Here is a 17,757-nt window from a genome sequence, read left to right on the forward strand (position 1 = left end):
ACAACAACCACCCGGAGACCACGTTGAACAAACGCCGACTGCTGAGCGCCATGACGCTCGCCATCGCTGCATTGCCGCTCGCAGGCATCGCCCATGCCCAGGACTTCCCGCCCTCCAAGCCCGTCACGCTGGTCGTCGGTTTCGCGCCCGGCGGTGCGGCCGACGCGGCGGCGCGCCTGATCGCCAAGAAGCTGGCCGAGAACATCGGGCAAAGCGTGGTGGTCGACAACAAGGCCGGCGCGGGCGGCAACATCGCGCACCAGCAAGTGGCCGGCGCTCCCGCCGATGGCTCTGTGCTGCTGTTCGGATCGATCGGCCCGCTGACCATCGCGCCGCACGTGATGAAGGTCGGCTACGACCCGTTCAAGGACCTCGCTCCGGTATCTGGCGGCGTCAATTTCCCGAACGTGCTCGTGGTGCATCAGGGCGTGGGTGCGAAGAACCTCGCGGAGTTCGTCGCGCTCGCCAAGAAGAAGCAAGGCGGCGTGGACTTCGCTTCCACGGGCGCCGGCTCCGCCTCGCATCTCGCGGGCGAGTTGTTCAACCAGCGCGCCGGCGTCGACATGGTGCATGTCCCCTACAAAGGCGGCGCGCCCGCTCTCACCGATCTGCTGGGCCAGCGCATCGCCTCCTACTTCTCGGCGCCGCCCACTGCAATGCCCTACGTGGAGGCCGGCAAGCTGATCCCGCTCGCTACCACGGGGCTGAAACGCCCGGCCTACCTCCCCAACATCCCCACAGTGGCCGAGTCGGGCTATCCCGGCTTCGAGGCGCTGAACTGGTATGCCTTCGTCGCGCCCGGCAAGACTCCGGCGCCGATCCTCGACCGTTGGAACGCGGAGATCGTCAAGGTGCTCAACGATCCCGGCGTCAAGGACGCGTTGAACAAGCACGGCCTGACGCCGCAGCCGACCTCGCGCGCCGAGCTCACGGCGTTCATGAAGAGCGAGGACGCCAAATGGAGCGCCATCGTCCGCGAGCGGAAGATCACCGCCAACTGAGGCCGCGGCGCCTTCGTCGATGGCGCCGCGCGTTCAGTGCTTGCGCTGCGTCTGCTCGTAGACCCGCGGCTGAGTCAACACCTCATGGCGCAACGCCTGCTCCAGCTCGTCCTCGGTCATCAGCTTGCGCCGGAGCACGACCTCGCGCACATTGGTGCCGTTGGCGTAGGCCTCGGCCGCGACCTCGGTCGCTTCCTTGTAGCCGATGATGGGGTTGAGCGCCGTCACGAGCGCGATGGAGCGCTCGATGCTTTCCTTCAGGCGATCGGGGTTGGCGGTGATGCCACGCACGCACCGTTCGCCCAAGGTGTTGCAGGCATTCGTCAGGTGCTTGAAGCTGCGGAACAGCGCGGTCGCGATGATCGGCTCGAAGGCATTGAGCTGAAGTTGCCCGGCCTCTGCGGCGAAAGTCACGGTGAGGTCGTTTCCGAACACTTCGAACGCCACCTGGTTGACGACTTCCGGGATCACTGGATTCACCTTGCCAGGCATGATGGACGAGCCCGCCTGCATCGCCGGCAGGTTGATTTCGCCCAGCCCCGAGCGCGGCCCGCTCGACAGCAGCCGCAAGTCGTTGCAGGTCTTCGACAGCTTCACCGCGATGCGCTTGAGCACGCCCGACAGTTGCACGAAGGCACCGCAATCCTGCGTCGCCTCGATCAGGTTCGGCGCCGTGCTGAGTTCGATGCCCGTGATGCGCACCAGTGACTTCAGCGCCTTGGCCGCGTACTCGGGGTGGGCGGTGATGCCGGTGCCGATGGCCGTCGCGCCGAGGTTGATCTCGCGGATCAGCAGGGAGGCTTCACGAAGGCGCGCCATGTCCTCTTCCAGCATGACGGCATAGGTGGAGAACTCCTGGCCCAGCGTCATGGGCACGGCATCCTGCAGTTGGGTGCGGCCGATCTTCAGCAGCGGCGCGAACTCCACCGCCTTCTCGGCGAAGTCGCCGCGCAGCCGGTCCATCGCGACCAGCAGCCGGTCGATCGCAAAGCAGGTCGCGATGCGCAGCGAGGTCGGATAGACGTCGTTGGTGCTCTGCGCCATGTTGACGTCTTCGTTCGGGTGCAGGTGCTGATACTCGCCGCGCTGATGCCCGAGGATCTCCAGCGCCCGGTTGCAGATCACCTCGTTGGCATTCATGTTGGTCGAGGTGCCGGCGCCACCCTGGATCATGTCGACGACGAACTGGTCGCGCAGCGCGCCCTTGCGGATCTCCTCGCAGGCCGCGACGATGGCATTGAGCTTCGCTTCGGGCAGCAGGCCCAGCTCGGCGTTGGCTTCGGCGGCCGCCTGCTTCACCGACGCCAGCGCGGTCACGAGTTCCGGATAGGCGGAGATGGTCGTGCCCGAGATCTGGAAGTTCTCCTGCGCGCGCAGCGTGTGCACGCCGTAGTACACCTCGGCGGGCACCTCGCGGTCGCCAAGCAGGTCGTGCTCGATGCGGAATTGGCTCATGGTGTTCCTTCGTTGTTGCCCGGCGTGCGAGCGATGTCTCCGAAGCGGGTTATCCATGAATGCCGCCCCGCGGTCAAATGCGCGGCCGGCGGTGCCTGCCTGCCTCAGTCGTGCATCAACTCCTGGATCAGCTCCCGCACGATCGACAAGCCCGGAGCCTCCGTGCGCCGGCGCAACGTCACGAGGCCGAAGCGTGCGACTCTTTCGATCGGCGGCGCCATCTTCAGTTCGACAAGATCGGGCGCGGCCGCGCGAATCGCCAGCAGCACGGCATCGCTCTGGCGGGCCACATCGACGAGGCTCGCGACCTCTTCGCATTGCAGCGTCACGCATTGCTCCGGGTGCGCCTCGGGGCCGTAGGTCTCGATCAGGCTGCGCGCCACCTCCTCGCTCAACGGCGTGGAAGCGATGGGGTAGCGCTGCACGTCCTTGAAAGTCACGCCCTTGCGCAGGCGCGTCAGCGGATGGCCGCGCCGGCACATGAAGACGCCTCGCATTTCGCGCAGCTCGCTCACCTGAAGGTCGGCGGCAGGGTCCAGCGAGCGGGCATCGACCACCAGCGCGTCGAGCGTTCGCGCGCGCAGTGCCTGTGCCAGCAGGTCGGTGCCGCCGCGCGCCACCACCACGCGCACCTTCGGATGCCGCGTCGCCATGCGCATCAGCAGCGGCGTCATCAGCATCGCACCGGGGCCCGATCCCATGCCGACGCGAAGCACGCCGCCCTGCCCTTCGCGCATCTGGCGGCCGCTGTCGCGCAGTTCGCCGGCCTCGAACACCAGTTGCCGTGCGCGCGCCACGACCTCGTGCCCGAAGGAGGTGAGTTCGCTGCGCCGCCCGACCCGATCGAACAGCGGCATGCCCAGTTCGTCCTCCAGCGCGCGAATGCTGCGGCTGAGCGCAGGCTGCGTGATGTAGAGCGCCTGCGCGGACTTGCTGAACGAGCCACTCTCGGCGAGGGCGATCAGATGGCGGAGTTGGACGAGCGTCATGCGGAGCCTTTTCGCTTGGTATGCATTGAAGTAATGCTAAATCGAACAACAATGCATTGGATGTTCTTTTGCAGCGCTCCTACGATGCGTTTCGCGTCAGGACACAAGACGCCGTCGCCGAGCCAGTCATTTCCACAGGCGCCCACGCAGGCGCCACCAGGAGTCCTATGAAGCCGTTTCTCCAGCGTTCGATCGCCACCGGCCTGTTGCTGCTGGCCGCGGGCGCAGCCCTCGCCCAGGGCTACCCGACCAAGCCCGTCAACCTGATGGTTCCATACCCCGCCGGCGGGCCGTCCGACGCGGCGGCGCGCATCTTCACCGTGCCGCTCGGGAAGGAACTCGGCCAGCAGGTGGTGGTGGAAAACCTCGGCGGCGTCGCCGGCGCGCTGGCGGCCCAGAAGGTTCTCGCGGCACCCGCCGACGGCTACTACCTCTTCCAGGGTTCGCCCAACGAGGTGATCCTGTCGCCGCTCGCAAATGCCGCCGTCAAGCTCAAGGCCGAGGACTTCCGCCTCGTCCATCCGGTCACGGACGCGGTGATGGTCTTCGTCGCCCGCAAGGACCTGCCCGCCAACAACGTCGACGAACTCATCGCGCTCGCCCGCAAGTCCAAGGACAAGCCGCTGACCTACGGGAGCGTGGGCATCGGCTCGCTCTACCACCTGATCCTCGAGGACGTTCAGCACCGCACCGGCACCCAGATGATCCACGCGCCCTACAAGGGCAACGCCCCGCTGCTGCAGGACATCGGCGGCGGGCAGGTGGACTTCGCCGTGCTGGTCTACAGCGCCGGCATGGGCGCCCTGGCAGAGCAAGGGCGGCTCAAGGTGATCGGCCAACTCGGAGCGCAACGCTCCGAACTGCTCAAAAACGTGCCGGCCGTCAGCGAAGGCAAGGAGTTGAAGGACTTCTCGTACAAGATCTGGAGCGGCTTCATGGTGCCGAAGAACACGCCGGAAGATGTGGTCCAGCGCCTGCACAAGGCCATCGGCGCCACGCTGCAGGAGTCGGGCGTGCGATCGCAACTGGCGGCCCAGACGCAATTGGCGTCGCCGCCGATGACGCTGGCCGAATCCGCGAAGTTCTACGACGCCGAGATCGCGCGCTACCGCGCCATCGCCAAGTCCATCAACCTGCAGCCCCAGTAAGGAACACCATGACGACTGCGAACCTGCTCGACGCGCTGCACCAGCAGGCGGACGAATTCATCAGCCTGCGCCGCGACATCCACCACCACCCAGAACTGGCCTTCGACGAGCACCGCACCTCCGAGCTGGTGGCCTCGAAGCTCAAGGAATGGGGCTACGAAGTCGAGCGCGGCCTCGGCGGCACCGGTGTCGTGGGACGGCTGCGGCGTGGCAACGGCACGCGCCAGCTCGGCCTGCGGGCCGACATGGATGCCCTGCCGATCGACGAAGCCACCGGCCTGGCCTATGCCAGCAGCCACCAGGGCGTGATGCATGCCTGCGGCCACGACGGCCATACGGCCATGCTGCTCGCGGCGGCGCACCATCTGGCCCATCGCGGCCGTTTCACCGGCACGCTGAACCTGATTTTCCAGCCCGCCGAGGAAGGCGGCGGCGGTGCGCTGCGGATGATGCAGGACGGCCTCTTCGACAAGTACCCCTGCGATGCGATCTTCGCCATGCACAACATGCCCGGCACGCCGCAAGGCCGGCTGGTACTGCGCGAAGGCGCGGCCATGGCCTCGTCCGACTACGTCACGGTCACCCTCACCGGCATCGGCGGCCACGGCGCATTGCCGCATCGCACCGCCGACCCGATCGTGGCGGCGGCGAGCATCGTGATGGCACTGCAAACCATCGTCTCGCGCAACATCGATCCGCTGCAGATGGCGGTGGTCACGGTGGGCGCGCTGCACGCAGGCAAGGCCAACAACGTGATCCCGCAGACCGCGACGATGGAGCTGAGCGTTCGCGCGCTCGATCGCGAAGTCCGCGCCCTGCTGGAGCAACGCATCAAGTCGGTGATTACGGCGCAGGCCGAGAGCTTCGACGTCACTGCCACGATCGACTGGAAGCCCGGCTATGCGGTGCTGGTCAACACCCCCGAGGAGACCGCCTTCGCGCGCGAGGTGGCGCTCGAACTGGTCGGCGCCGATCGCGTCACGCTGCAAGGCCCGGCGCTGTCCGGCAGCGAGGACTTCGCCTTCATGCTCGAGAAGGTGCCGGGCAGCTACCTGCTGATCGGCAACGGCGCCGGCGAGGGCGACGGCCACGGCGCGTGCATGGTGCACAACCCGGGCTACGACTTCAACGACGCCAACGTCGCCATCGGCTCGGCCTATTGGGTGCTGCTGGCCGAGCGCTTCCTGGCCGCCTGAAGAAGGACGCGCCAAGGCGACTTCGCAGGGCTCGACGTCCGGGTCGGGCGCGGTCGCCCGGGTCGCTCATACTGCGGCCCCATGGTCCATCAGCCTTGTCGGCCCCATCGGCCCCGTCATCTCCCTCGCGCCCTGATCGCCAGCTCGGCCGCCCTGGTCGCGCTGCTCGCCCTCTCGGCCCTGCACCCCTACGACCGCGCCACCTGGTGGATGGAGGTGGCGCCGGTGCTCATCGCATTGCCGCTGATGTGGGCGACCGGCCGGCAGTATCCCCTTACGCCGCTGCTCTACGCGTTGATCTTCCTGCACTGCTGCGTTCTGATGCTCGGCGGCGCCTACACGTATGCGCGCGTGCCTCTCGGCTTCTGGCTGCAGGATCTGATGCAACTGGGCCGCAATCCCTACGACAAGATCGGCCACTTCGTGCAGGGCTTCGTGCCCGCGCTGATCGCGCGCGAGATCCTGCTGCGCGGCCAGTACGTGCGGGGCCGGAAGATGCTCGCCTTCATCGTCGTCTGCATCGTGATGGCAATCAGCGCCGGCTACGAGCTCATCGAATGGGCGGCTGCCCTGGCGATGGGCCAGGGCGCGGAAGAGTTCCTCGGCACGCAGGGCGATCCGTGGGACACGCAGTCGGACATGTTCATGGCCCTCGTCGGATCGACGTGCGCACTGCTCCTGCTCTCACGAGTGCACGACCGGCAACTCGCTACAACATTTCCTTCAGGCTGGCCCGCAAGCGGCTGATGGCCTGACTGTGCAACTGGCACACGCGGCTCTGGCTCACTTCGAGGATCGCGCCGATCTCGCGCAGGTTCAGTTCTTCCTCGTAGTACAGGTTCAACAGGAGCTGGTCGCGCTCGGGCAGCGCCGAGATGGCGTCCACCAGCTGGTGGCGAAAACCGCTTTCCAGCAATTGCGCCAGCGGGTCGTCGCTCACGCGCTGGCCCTTGCGCGCTTCCTGCGCATGCATGTCGATGAAGGGGTTGTCCGATTCGCCCTTGGCGAAGTCCTCGACATACAGGAGCTGGCAGCCCTGGATTTCCTGCAACAGCGACTGATAGGCCTCCAGGTCCATCTTCAGCTCCCTGGCGATCTCCCCTTCGGTCGGCGGACGGCCGAGCCGGTGTTCGAGCGCCTGGATGGCCTTCTCGACGCTGCGCGCCGACTGGCGCAGCCCGCGCGAGCCCCAGTCGCTGGCACGCAGCTCGTCGAGCATCGCGCCGCGGATGCGCTGGCTGACGAAGGTCTCGAACTGCGCGCCCTTGTTGTCCTGGTAGCGGCTCGACGCATCGAGCAGGCCGATCATCCCGGCCTGGATCAGGTCGTCGAGTTCCACGCTGGCGGGCAGCTTGGCGATCATCTGGAGCGCGATACGGCGCACCATCGGCTGGTGCTGCTCTAGCAGATGGGACTTTTCAATGGTTCCCTGCGCGGTGTACACGTTCTGTCCTTTTTTCCGTTGTTCGGTTCTGCGGGTCAGGCGGCGACAGCGCCTTGCACATGCGCGGAGAGCGCAGGCGCCATGACGGCGCGAAGCGCATGCTCCGCGCTCTCGATGGCCTTGGAGCGACGCGGCGCGGTCGTGCGCCAGGGCCAGCGGCCCATGTCGCCACCGATGCGCCTGAAGTCCACCGCGGCCGGGCTGGCCGGGAAGGCTTCGACCACGGTCTCGCCCAGCCGCCGTGCGTCCGCCAGATGCGGATCGGCGCGAACCCAACCGGCCGGCTCCAGCGACACCGCGAGATAGCGGCTGCCTGTGCTGGTGAGGTTGGTCGTGATCTTCTGCGCCTCTTCATCGCTGGAAACGCCGTTGACCAGGAAACGCAACTGCTTCAGGCCGTGCGCGTAGTGCAGCCGCTTGATGCCCGCATAGGCCGATGTGATCGACGCGGCATTCGGCCGCAGCACGAGCACCAGTTCGTCCGCGGCCTGCGCCAGCGGCGAGAGGCGGCCTTCGCTGTCGAGCACGGCGTCGACGAGGATCACGCCGCCATCGCACAGCAGGCGCGGATCGGTGTCCGCATGCGGCACGCCGGGCAGCGCCGGCAGTACGCCGACACCGCAACCAGCGCGCGCCACCGCGCCTTCGCGGGGCAGCCGTCCGTTGGCCACATCCGCCAGGCTGCCCAGCGGATCGATGTCCCAGATGGCGCACACCGAGTCCGCCGCCGGGCCATGCTCGTCGAGGAGCAGCACATCCTTGCCTTGATGCACCAGCGCCGCGCCGAGGTTCATCGCCGTGGTCGTCGCGCCGTCACCGCGGCCTACGCCGGCAACGGCGACGATGCGCGTCGACGTGTGCGACAGCAGCCGCCGCAATCCGTCCGCCTGATCTGCAACCAGCTTGGTCATACGCGCCTCCTCAATCCTGCTGCTCCAGGGCCTTGCGTGGCTGCTGCGTAGGCGCCGTCGATTCGGTGCCGAGCGCCTCCAGCAACAGGAAGAGCTTGCTCACGCCCACGTACAAGACGTTGCCGGTGAGAGGCCGGCTGGAACGCACGGGCCGCCCGGTCAACTGGTTCAGCAGCATGCGCGTGCGGTCGGCCCACTCGCCGTTGGACTGCAGCAGCCGCCACACGGTGGTAGTGACCTGGCCCGCGATCAGCAGGCGCTTCATCATGTTCGGATCGCCCAGCTCGCCCATCCCGCCCACGAGTTGCACGCCCTGCCGGATCAGGCGGAAGCATGGATCGGCCTCGGCGGCCCAACCCTGCCATTGCGCCAGCTGCCGCGCCGTGACCTGCATGCCGACGTTGGTCAGCAGATAGCCTTGCGCAAGAATCTTCTGGCTGCGCTCGTCCATCACGCGCGTGACCACACAGCGCAGTGCGGGCAGCGCGGCGTTCTCGGCGCCGGCCCGCAGGATGACCTCCGTATGCGCCTCGCATTGCACCGCCGGCTTGCCGCGGAACAGGACGGGATGCGTCTCGCCGAACTCGAAGTCCCTGCGCGCGAGCGCGCTCGATGCGCCGGTGTGCGGATCGATGACGCCGGTCGAGCCCGGCGCGCGTGCCAGCCACTTCTGGCCTTGCGCCTGCCACTCGGACATGAACTCGATGGCGGGCAGCCGCGGCAGCACGTGCACCAGCGACTTGCCGAAATCCTGCTGGCGCAGCCACTGCACTTGCCGCATGCCGGGCTTGCGCCGGGCATCGCCACCGCCGCGTGTCGCCGCCGTGGAAAGCCACTGGTTCGGCGCCGACAGCGGCGCGCCGCTGCGATCGGACAGCAGCAGGCTGCTCTGGCATTCGTAGGCATCGCCGCCTTCGTTGGAGCGCAAGCCGACCTGGCCGCACAGCGCGAGCACGTGCTGTTCGCAGCCGGCCGCGATCTCGCTGCGGGCATGGACCATCAGGTCTTGCAACACGGCCTTGTGGCCAATGTCCTCGTCGCCCGCGTGGCGCCACAGCCGGCGTGCGCTTTCGAAGCCGATCTGCGCACCGGCGAGCGCACCGGCCGCGGTCGCCAGCTCCTGCGCATCGTGCGCCATGGCACGAATGAGGTTCTGGTACTGCGTGCGAAGCCGGTCGGCCTCGGCTTTCGCGTGGACGACCTGGGCCGACGGCGCGGCGCCCGCGGGCTCATCCTGCATGTCGACCTCTGCCGGCACGAACAGCGGGTTGTGGCGGCGCGGCTGGAACACACTGTCCACCAGTTGTGCGCGATCGGCCAGCATCAGGTTCTCCGGCACCTTCTGTCCGCTGGAGATGTAGTGCACCGGCAGGCGATGGCGGATCACCGTGTCGATCAACGCGCCAGGATGGGTGGCCTCGTCGACCTTGGTGAAGATGCAGCCGGCGAGTTCGTTGCCTCCCCCGCCGTGGCGGTAGGCATGCACGACTTCGTTGAGCGTGTCGCCATGGCTGGTTGCGTTCAGCAGCAGCAGGCGCTTGACCGGGCGATGGCTGGTGCACAGCATCGCGATCTGGTCGGAGACCGCGCGGTCGCGCTGGCTCATGCCCACGGTGTCGATCAACACCATGTGCTTGTCGCGCAGGTCCTGCAGCACCAGGTGCAGATCGGCGGCATCCTTTACGGCGTAGACGGGCACGTTGAGGATCTGCCCGTAGATGCGCAGTTGCTCGTACGCGCCGATCCGGTAGCTGTCGGTGGTCACCAGCGCAAGCTTGTCGGCACCGAAGCGCATGACGCAGCGAGCAGCGAGCTTGGCGGTGGTGGTGGTCTTGCCGACGCCGGTCGGGCCCATCAGAGCGTAGACGCCGCCTTGCGCGAGCAGCGCGTCTTCATCCTCGTGCACCGGCACCGCGCGGATCAGCTCCGAGCGCGCGAAAGCCATGCCCTGCGCATAGGTCTGTCCGGTGGGCAGCTTCTCCAGCAGCGCCTTGGACAGCTTGGCGCTGAAGCCGGCGCCGAGCAGTGTGCGCAGCAGGCGCCCGCGCACGGGGTCCTGGCGCTGCTTGTCGTTCCACACGACGCTGGCAAGCTGCTCTTCGATCATGCCGCGCATCGAATGCAGTTCGTTCAGCACGGTGTCGGTGTGGGCTGCAGGTTCTGGCGCCGAAGATGCCGCGACGGGCTTCGCGGGGACGACCTGGGCGACCGGTGCGGCATGCGCCAGAGGTGCGACGGCGGTCACCGGTGCAAGGTGAGCCGCAGGCGCGGAGGGCGCCACGGGTACGACCGGCGCAGTCGGCACAACTGCGGCAACAGGCATCGCCGGTGCAAGCGGTGCAACCGGCCGTGCCGGCACGACCGGCGTCATCGGCTCGGCGCTCTTGAGCGTCTGCGCCACGTCGCCTTCGGCCATCGCCACGATCTCCACGCCATCCGCGAGTGCCCGGTTGGTCAGCACGATGGCTTCGGCACCCAGGGCCTCGCGGACGAGGCGCAGGGCTTCGCGGCTGGTGGCCGCGACGAATTTGCGGGCCGTGGTCCGCACGTCTGTAGAAATGCTCAAACTCTTCCTCCGATGGTGGCGGTGATCTTGATGTTGCGAGAGTCAGGGATCTCCGCGTGGGAGAGCACCTTGAGTTGCGGCAGGCTGCGCCGCAGGAAGCGCGACAGCAGCACGCGCAGCGCGTGCTGGACGACCAGCACGGGCGCGAGCCCCATCTGCTCCTGCCGCGCAATGGCGGCCTGCGTCTGGCGCAGCAGGCTGTCGGCCAGGCCGGGCTCGATGCCGCTGCTGTTGGTCATGGCCTGCTGCAGCACGCTGTCGAGCGAGCCATCGAGCCCGATGACCTGCAGTTCGGAAGCGCCCGGGAAGAGCTGCTGCGTGATCGCGCGGCCGAGGGCCAGGCGCGCCAGCGTGGTCAGCTCCGTGGCGTCCTTGATGGTCGGCGCGTGCTCGGCCATCACGTCGAGAATGGTCCGCATGTCGCGGATCGAGACCTCTTCGTCCAGCAGGTTCTGCAGCACCTTGTGCAGTGTGCTGAGCGACACGACCTTCGGCACCAGGTCCTCGGTGAGCTTCGGCGCGGTCTTGGCTATCTGGTCGAGCAGTTGCTGGACTTCCTGGCGCCCGAGCAGTTCGGCGGCGTGGGTCTGGATCAGGTGGTTCAGGTGCGTCGCCATCACCGTGCAGGCATCGACCACCGTGTAGCCGTAGATCTGTGCCTGCTGGCGCATGCTGCCGTCGATCCAGACGGCGGGCAGCCCGAAGGCCGGGTCCTGCGTCGGCGTGCCGGGCAAGGTGCCTGAAACCTGGCCGGGGTTGATCGCCATCCACTGGTTCGGGAAGGCTTCGCCGCGTCCGATCTCCACGCCCTTCAGGCTGACGATATAGGCGTTGGGCTTGATTTCCAGGTTGTCGCGGATGTGGACCACCGGGACCAGGAAGCCGATGTCCTGCGCGATCTTCTTGCGAATGCTCTTGATGCGGCCCAGCAGTTCGCCCTGCTGCGACTGGTCCACCAGCGGAATGAGCCGGTAGCCGACTTCCATGCCCAGCGGATCGACCAGCGCGATGTCGTCCCAGGTGGCTTCCGCCGTCTCGGGGGCCGGCACCGCGGCGGCTTTCGCGGCGGCTTCCTGCGCCGCTGCGGCCTCTTGCGGCTTGCGCTTGAGCAGGCCGCGGCCCAGCCAGACCAGGCCGCCCGCGATCAGCAGGAAAGCCAGGTTCGGCATGCCCGGGATCATGCCCATCAGGCCGATGATGCCGGCCGTCAGGAACATCACTTGCGGGTTGGAGAAGAGCTGGCCCGTGAGTTGGCGACCCACGTCTTCGTCGGTCGCCACGCGCGAGACGATGACGCCGGCCGCCGTAGAGATCACTAGCGCTGGGATCTGCGCGACCAGGCCGTCGCCGATGGCGAGCAGCGTGTAGGTCTTGCCCGCCGTCGAGAAATCCAGCCCGTGCTGGACCACGCCGACCACAAGGCCGCCGATGATGTTGATGACCATGATCAGCAGGCCCGCCACCGCGTCTCCGCGCACGAACTTGCTGGCGCCGTCCATGGAACCGTAGAAGTCGGCTTCCTGCGCGACCTCGGTGCGGCGCTTGCGCGCGACGTCCTCGCCGATCAGTCCGGCATTCAGGTCGGCGTCGATCGCCATCTGCTTGCCGGGCATCGCATCGAGCATGAAGCGCGCGCCGACCTCGGCGATGCGCCCCGCGCCCTTGGTGATCACCATGAAGTTGATGAGCACGAGGATGATGAACACCATCACGCCCACTGCGAAGTTGCCGCCGACGAGGAAGTGACCGAAGGCCTCGATCACCTTGCCCGCCGCGTCGGGCCCGGTGTGGCCGTGCATCAGCACCACGCGCGTGGAAGCCACGTTGAGCGACAGGCGCAGCAAGGTCGAGAACAGCAGCACCGCCGGGAAGGCGGCGAAGTCCAGCGCCTTCATGGTGTACATGCTCACCAGCAGCACCATCACCGACATCGCGATGTTGAAGGTGAACAGCAGGTCCAGCAGGAAGGGCGGCAGCGGCAGCACCATCATGCTCAGGATCATGATGATGAGGATCGGCCCCGCCAGTCCCTTGAACTGGGAGCCGGAGAAGAATTGCGTCGGTGAACGCATCAGGCTTGCAAGGGAGTTCATGCGGACTTCAGGGAATATTCGAGCGCCTCGGGGATGGGCAGGTCCTTGGGCATGCGCGGCTCATCGCCGCCTTCGTCCTTCCAGCGCTTGAGCTGGTAGACCCACGCGAGCACCTCGGCCACCGCGGTGTAGAGGCCCGACGGGATTTCCTCGCCAAGCTTCGTGTGCTTGTAGAGCGCACGCGTAAGCGGCGGCGCCTCGAGGATCGCGACCTTGTTGGCCACGGCGATCTCGCGGATGCGCTGCGCCACCAGGTCAGTGCCCTTGGCCACCACGCGCGGAGCGCGCATGTCGCTGTCCACGTACTTCAGCGCCACCGCGAAGTGGGTGGGGTTCGTCACCACGATGTCGGCCTTGGGGATCTCGGCCATCATCCGGCGCTTGGCCATCGCCTGCTGCTGGCGGCGGATCTGCGCCTTGATGTGCGGATCGCCTTCGCTTTCCTTGTGCTCCTGGCGCACGTCCTCGCGCGACATGCGCAGCTTCTTGTAGTAGCTCCACAGTTGCCAGGGCACATCGATCAAGGCCACCAGCAGCAGAGCCGCCGCGATCAGCGCGCAGTCGCGGCCGACGAGCATGATGGTCTGTGGCAGCGCGGCGCTCACCGGCAGCGCCATGAGCTGCATGATGCCTTCGAGGTTGTTCGAAATGACGAGGTAGGCCACGCCGCCGATCAGCGCGGACTTCGCCAGTGCCTTGATCAGCTCAGCCAGCGACTGAGTCGAGAACATGCGGGCGATGCCCGCGAAGGGTTCGAGCTTGCCGAAGTTGGGCGAAACGGCCTTTCCCGAGAACAGCCAGCCGCCGAGCATCAGCGGCGCAACCACCGCGGCCACCACCATCATCGCGAAGAAGGGTGCGATGGCCATGAGCGTATGGAGCGCCATGGCGCCGGTCTGGGCCATCATCTGCGACGGCTCGAAGACCGCGGAACGCTCGAAGTGCAGGCCGCGCCGCATGGCGGCGCTCATCGTGCTGCCGAGGGACTGGGCCGTGAACCACAAGCCGCCGATGGCGGTGCCCAGCATCACCAGTGTGGTCAGCTCGCGCGAGCGGGCCACGTTGCCTTCTTCGCGCGCCTTTTCAAGGCGTCGCTCAGAGGCGGGTTCCGTTTTTTCGAGATCGCTTTCCTCAGCCATTCATGCTCCAGGAGCATCGGCGAAGGACGCCTGCTCATGACTGATTATTGGTTTCGGGGGGCTGGAACAATCGGCCGATCAAGACCGATATCGCCCTCCTTCTCACCCAATAGGAGCGACTCGAAAGTCCTAGAAACCCAGGCTGGCGAGCAGGTCGTCGACCTGTGACTGATCCGTCACGGCCTCGGGATTGCCGGGGACGATCTGCGGACCGTTCATGAGGTTGCTGCTGCTGATTTCCTGCCGCTTCTCGGCCGGCGAGTTGTCGATCAGCACCTGAAGGAGCTGCGTCTCGACCTCGTTGACCACTTCCATCATCTTCTTGATGACCTGGCCGGTCAGGTCCTGGAAATCCTGCGCCATGAGGATCTCCATCAACTGGGAGTTGATGGCGCCCGCCTTCTCCGGAACGTCCTTCAGGTATCCGCGGGTGTCCATCACCAGTTCGCGCGCATGGTTCAGCTCGATCGGGTTCGCGAACCATTCGTCCCACCGCCGGCTCAGCCCCTTGGCATCGGTCGCGAGCCCTTCCTGCAGCGGCTGTGCGACATCGATGGCGTTGAGTGCGCGATGCGCCGCGCGCTCGGTGGTCTCGGCGACGTAGTTCAGCCGGTCGCGCGCTCCCGGGATGGCCTGGGCGGCCTTCTCGACCTGCTTGTCCAGGCCCAGCTCGCGCATGCCTTCGCGCAATTGACGCGTCAACTGCCCGATGCGGCCCAGCAACTGTTCAGCGGTGTCCCCCTGTTCGGCGTCGATCGCGTCCTTCATGTCAGGCCACCTCTTTGGCTAGTTTCTCGAAGATCTTGGTGATCTTCTCCTCGAGCGTCGCGGCGGTGAACGGCTTGACCACATAGCCGTTTGCGCCTGCTTGCGCTGCGGCAACGATGTTCTCCTTCTTGGCCTCGGCCGTCACCATCAGCACCGGCAGCTTGCGCAGCTCCGGGTCGGCGCGGATGGTCTGCAGCATGGTCAGTCCGTCCATGTTGGGCATGTTCCAGTCCGAGACCACGAAGCCGAAGTTGCCGCCTCGCAGCTTCTCGATGCCGGCCGCGCCGTCCTCGGCCTCGTCGACATTGAGGAACTCGAGTTCCTTCAGAAGGTTGCGCACGATGCGGCGCATGGTCGGGAAGTCGTCCACAACCAAAATCTTGATGCTCTTGTCGATCACGATATCTCTCACTCCAAACAGTTCGTTCAAACCCGGTTCGTCCGCGCACCGAATGTGCGGAGATGGGCCAGCACGCGCCGGCTCATCTCTCCCAACGGCGCCACCTCGTCGGCAGCGCCCAATGCGATCGCTTCCTTCGGCATGCCGAAGACCACGCAACTCGCCTCGTCCTGCGCCAGCGTGAAGGCGCCGGCCTTCCTCATCCTCAGCAGGCCTTCGGCGCCGTCCTTGCCCATGCCCGTAAGAATCATTCCGATGGCGTTCTTGCCGGCATGTCGCGCCGCCGAATCGAACAGCACGTCGATCGACGGGCGATGCCGGTTCACAGGCGGCTCCTGGTCCAGTTGCGCCACGTAGTTGGCCCCGCTGCGGGCGAGCGAGAGGTGGAAGGCGCCCGGCGCGATGTAGGCGTAGCCTGGCAGCACGCGCTCGCCGTGCTCGGCCTCCTTGACGGTGATGCGGCAGAGACCGTCGAGCCGCTGCGCAAAGGACTTCGTGAAACCCGCCGGCATGTGCTGTGCGATCAGGACGGCCGGGCAGTCCGGCGGCAAGGGCTGCAGCACCTCGCGGATGGCTTCGGTGCCGCCCGTGGAGGCGCCGATGATGATGAGCTTCTCGGTACTCAGCAGCGGGCTGCGCAACAGCGCTTCCGGCGGCGCATCCACCGGCACCTTTGCGGCGGCGGTGGCGCGCGAAGGCAACAGCCGGGCAGCGGACGCCGTGCGGATCTTTCCGGTGATCAGCTCCGTGTAGTTGAGCAGGCCGTCGCGCACGCCGAGCCGCGGCTTGGTCACGAAGTCGATGGCGCCCAGCTCCAGCGCGCGCAGGGCGATCTCGGAGCCGCGTTCGGTCAGCGAGGACACCATGACCACGGGCATGGGCCGCAGGCGCATGAGCTTCTCGAGGAATTCAAGCCCGTCCATGCGCGGCATCTCGACATCGAGGGTCAGCACGTCGGGGTTCGTGACCTTGATCAGGTCGCGCGCCACCAGCGGGTCCGCCGCAGTGCCGACCACCGTCATGTCGGGCTGGCTGTTGATGATTTCGGTCATCACGCTGCGTATCAGCGCCGAATCGTCGACACACAGCACCTTGATCTTGTTCGCGCTCACCAGCTTCCTTTGTTTTTGGCTGCGGGCGTTGCGTCGCCGACAGCGCTGTAGCCGGCGTAGGTGCCGGGGGTCGGGCGCCGGGTGGTGAGCTTGCGCAGAAGTTCGCCCTCCTCGCGCTGGATCAGTTGGACGTCGGTCTGGCCGCGCAGCTTGCGCACGACCGCCTTGCCGCTCGCCGGAATGAAGCACACGCGGCGCGCATGCTGGCCGCGCAGGTCCTGCGCCGCGACGCTGATGCGCTCGGCGTTCAGGTAGCGCAGCACGAAGTCGGCATTGCGGTCGCCGATGTTGAGCGTGGTCATGTTCGCCAGCACCGCAGCACCGCCGAAGACCTTGGCCTGCAGCCGCTCGCGGCGCGCGCCGGATCGGATCATCTCGCGCACCAGCACGTCCATCGCGTAGGCGCCGTAGCGCATCGATTCGGTCTGGTCGCGCGCGACGGCATCGCCGTCCTCGGGCAGCATGAAGTGGTTCATGCCCGCGACGCCGTTGTCGATGTCGACGATGCAGGCGGCGACGCACGAGCCCAGCACAGTGGTCAGCACCGTGTCCGTCGTCGTCACGAAATACTCCGACGGCAGCAGCTTGACCGCCATGCTGCCCACGTCGCGGTCGAAGTAGTGATGGCTCGCTACCGACCCCGGCACCGCTGCGTTCATGTCGAAACCTTCCCCGGGCTTCGAGACAGCTCGTACACCGTGTGGCCAAGCGGCTTGAAGGTCTGGTTGACGAGGGACGCGTTCTCGGAGTGGCCTGCAAACAGCAGCCCGTTGGGCTTGAGCAGCGGGGCGAAGCGGTCCAGCACCTTCTTCTGCGTCGGCTTGTCGAAATAGATCATGACGTTGCGGCAGAAGATGGCATCCACGGGCTCCTTGACCGACCACGAGGGGTCGAGCAGGTTGAGCCGCGAGAACTTCACCATGGCCGCGACCTCGGGCCGGATGCGCACCTTGCCGGCATTGCAGCCCGTGCCCTTGTTGAAGAAGCGCCGCAGGCGATCGGCGGAAAGACGTCCGACCTGCTCCGCGGTGAACACGCCGGCCGATGCCTTGGCGAGCACCGCCGTATCGATGTCGGTCGCGATGATCCTGGCGGAACTCGCGCGATCGCCGAGCGCCTCGATCAGGGTGATCGCGATCGAATAGGGCTCCTCGCCCGTCGACGCCGCCGCGCACCAGATGGTGACCGGCTGCTGCGCCTTGCGCACGTGCTCGGCCAGCACCGGAAAATGATGCGCTTCGCGGAAGAACGAGGTCAGGTTGGTCGTGAGCGAATTGATGAACGACTGCCATTCATCTCCGTCCTGCCGCGATTCCAGGAGTTCGAGGTAGGTCGAGAACTCCGGCAGCCGCAACTCGCGCAGGCGGCGCGACAGCCGGCTGTACACCATCTGGCGCTTCTGCTCGCCGAGGGCGATGCCGGCACGGCGATGGATGAGCGTACGGATCTTCGAGAAATCGCTGTCGGTGAAGAGGAATTCGGTGTTCACGGCCAAGGTCGGTGCATGGCTTTCAATGTACATAGGGAGCCTCTTT

At 66.6% G+C, this 17,757-nt stretch carries 16 protein-coding genes; 4 read left to right on the forward strand and 12 right to left on the reverse strand.

Annotated features, from left to right (window positions below):
* The first annotated feature begins 23 nt into the window (after positions 1-23).
* Positions 24-1,001: a Bug family tripartite tricarboxylate transporter substrate binding protein gene (locus QTH97_RS05215; protein WP_444813375.1), complete on the forward strand. Its 978-nt coding sequence runs from the start codon at positions 24-26 to the stop codon at positions 999-1,001.
* Positions 1,002-1,034: 33 nt separating this feature from the next.
* Here QTH97_RS05215 and aspA read toward each other — a convergent pair whose 3' ends face one another.
* Positions 1,035-2,456 carry an aspartate ammonia-lyase gene (gene aspA, locus QTH97_RS05220; RefSeq protein WP_286566986.1) on the reverse strand — a complete coding sequence of 474 codons (1,422 nt, stop codon included), beginning with the start codon at positions 2,454-2,456 and terminating at the stop codon, positions 1,035-1,037.
* 104 nt (positions 2,457-2,560) lie between these two features.
* Positions 2,561-3,445: a LysR family transcriptional regulator gene (locus QTH97_RS05225; protein WP_286566987.1), complete on the reverse strand. Its 885-nt coding sequence runs from the start codon at positions 3,443-3,445 to the stop codon at positions 2,561-2,563.
* 167 nt (positions 3,446-3,612) lie between these two features.
* Between QTH97_RS05225 and QTH97_RS05230 the strand changes: the two genes are divergently transcribed.
* The 3 genes from QTH97_RS05230 (at position 3,613) to QTH97_RS05240 (ending at position 6,536) form a co-directional block, all read left to right on the forward strand.
* Positions 3,613-4,593, forward strand: coding sequence for a tripartite tricarboxylate transporter substrate binding protein (locus tag QTH97_RS05230; protein WP_286566988.1), 981 nt, complete (start codon positions 3,613-3,615; stop codon positions 4,591-4,593).
* 8 nt (positions 4,594-4,601) lie between these two features.
* Complete coding sequence (locus QTH97_RS05235; RefSeq protein WP_286566989.1) at positions 4,602-5,789, forward strand: M20 aminoacylase family protein; 1,188 nt, start codon at positions 4,602-4,604, stop codon at positions 5,787-5,789.
* A gap of 81 nt (positions 5,790-5,870) precedes the next feature.
* Positions 5,871-6,536, forward strand: coding sequence for a DUF2238 domain-containing protein (locus QTH97_RS05240; protein ID WP_286566990.1), 666 nt, complete (start codon positions 5,871-5,873; stop codon positions 6,534-6,536).
* Here the strand turns inward: QTH97_RS05240 and QTH97_RS05245 are convergent.
* The 10 genes from QTH97_RS05245 to QTH97_RS05290 form a co-directional block, all read right to left on the reverse strand.
* Positions 6,499-7,233, reverse strand: a complete 735-nt coding sequence (locus QTH97_RS05245; protein ID WP_286566991.1) for an RNA polymerase sigma factor FliA — start codon at positions 7,231-7,233, stop codon at positions 6,499-6,501. The two genes, QTH97_RS05240 and QTH97_RS05245, sit on opposite strands and share 38 nt — an antisense overlap.
* A gap of 35 nt (positions 7,234-7,268) precedes the next feature.
* Positions 7,269-8,144 carry a MinD/ParA family ATP-binding protein gene (locus tag QTH97_RS05250; RefSeq protein ID WP_286566992.1) on the reverse strand — a complete coding sequence of 292 codons (876 nt, stop codon included), beginning with the start codon at positions 8,142-8,144 and terminating at the stop codon, positions 7,269-7,271.
* A gap of 10 nt (positions 8,145-8,154) precedes the next feature.
* Positions 8,155-10,710 carry a flagellar biosynthesis GTPase FlhF gene (gene flhF / locus QTH97_RS05255; protein ID WP_286566993.1) on the reverse strand — a complete coding sequence of 852 codons (2,556 nt, stop codon included), beginning with the start codon at positions 10,708-10,710 and terminating at the stop codon, positions 8,155-8,157.
* Positions 10,707-12,803 carry a flagellar biosynthesis protein FlhA gene (gene flhA, locus QTH97_RS05260; protein ID WP_286566994.1) on the reverse strand — a complete coding sequence of 699 codons (2,097 nt, stop codon included), beginning with the start codon at positions 12,801-12,803 and terminating at the stop codon, positions 10,707-10,709. Before flhA ends, flhF begins: the two co-directional genes overlap by 4 nt.
* Positions 12,800-13,942 carry a flagellar biosynthesis protein FlhB gene (flhB, locus tag QTH97_RS05265; RefSeq protein WP_286566995.1) on the reverse strand — a complete coding sequence of 381 codons (1,143 nt, stop codon included), beginning with the start codon at positions 13,940-13,942 and terminating at the stop codon, positions 12,800-12,802. Before flhB ends, flhA begins: the two co-directional genes overlap by 4 nt.
* Positions 13,943-14,071: 129 nt before the next feature.
* A complete protein-coding gene (gene cheZ, locus QTH97_RS05270; RefSeq protein WP_286566996.1) occupies positions 14,072-14,710 on the reverse strand; it encodes a protein phosphatase CheZ in 639 nt (212 codons plus the stop codon).
* A 1-nt stretch (position 14,711) separates the two neighbouring features.
* A complete protein-coding gene (gene cheY / locus QTH97_RS05275) occupies positions 14,712-15,107 on the reverse strand; it encodes a chemotaxis response regulator CheY (protein WP_286567111.1) in 396 nt (131 codons plus the stop codon).
* 29 nt (positions 15,108-15,136) lie between these two features.
* The gene (locus QTH97_RS05280; protein ID WP_444813384.1) at positions 15,137-16,162 is read right to left on the reverse strand and encodes a protein-glutamate methylesterase/protein-glutamine glutaminase; all 1,026 of its coding nucleotides are present in this window, start codon (positions 16,160-16,162) and stop codon (positions 15,137-15,139) included.
* Positions 16,163-16,218: 56 nt separating this feature from the next.
* A complete protein-coding gene (gene cheD / locus QTH97_RS05285) occupies positions 16,219-16,881 on the reverse strand; it encodes a chemoreceptor glutamine deamidase CheD (RefSeq protein WP_286566997.1) in 663 nt (220 codons plus the stop codon).
* The gene (locus tag QTH97_RS05290; protein WP_286566998.1) at positions 16,878-17,744 is read right to left on the reverse strand and encodes a CheR family methyltransferase; all 867 of its coding nucleotides are present in this window, start codon (positions 17,742-17,744) and stop codon (positions 16,878-16,880) included. Before QTH97_RS05290 ends, cheD begins: the two co-directional genes overlap by 4 nt.
* Positions 17,745-17,757: the final 13 nt, after the last annotated feature.

Origin of the sequence: Variovorax gracilis, from assembly GCF_030317115.1 — a bacterium.
In the GTDB taxonomy this organism is placed as follows: Bacteria; Pseudomonadota; Gammaproteobacteria; order Burkholderiales; family Burkholderiaceae_C; genus Variovorax; species Variovorax gracilis.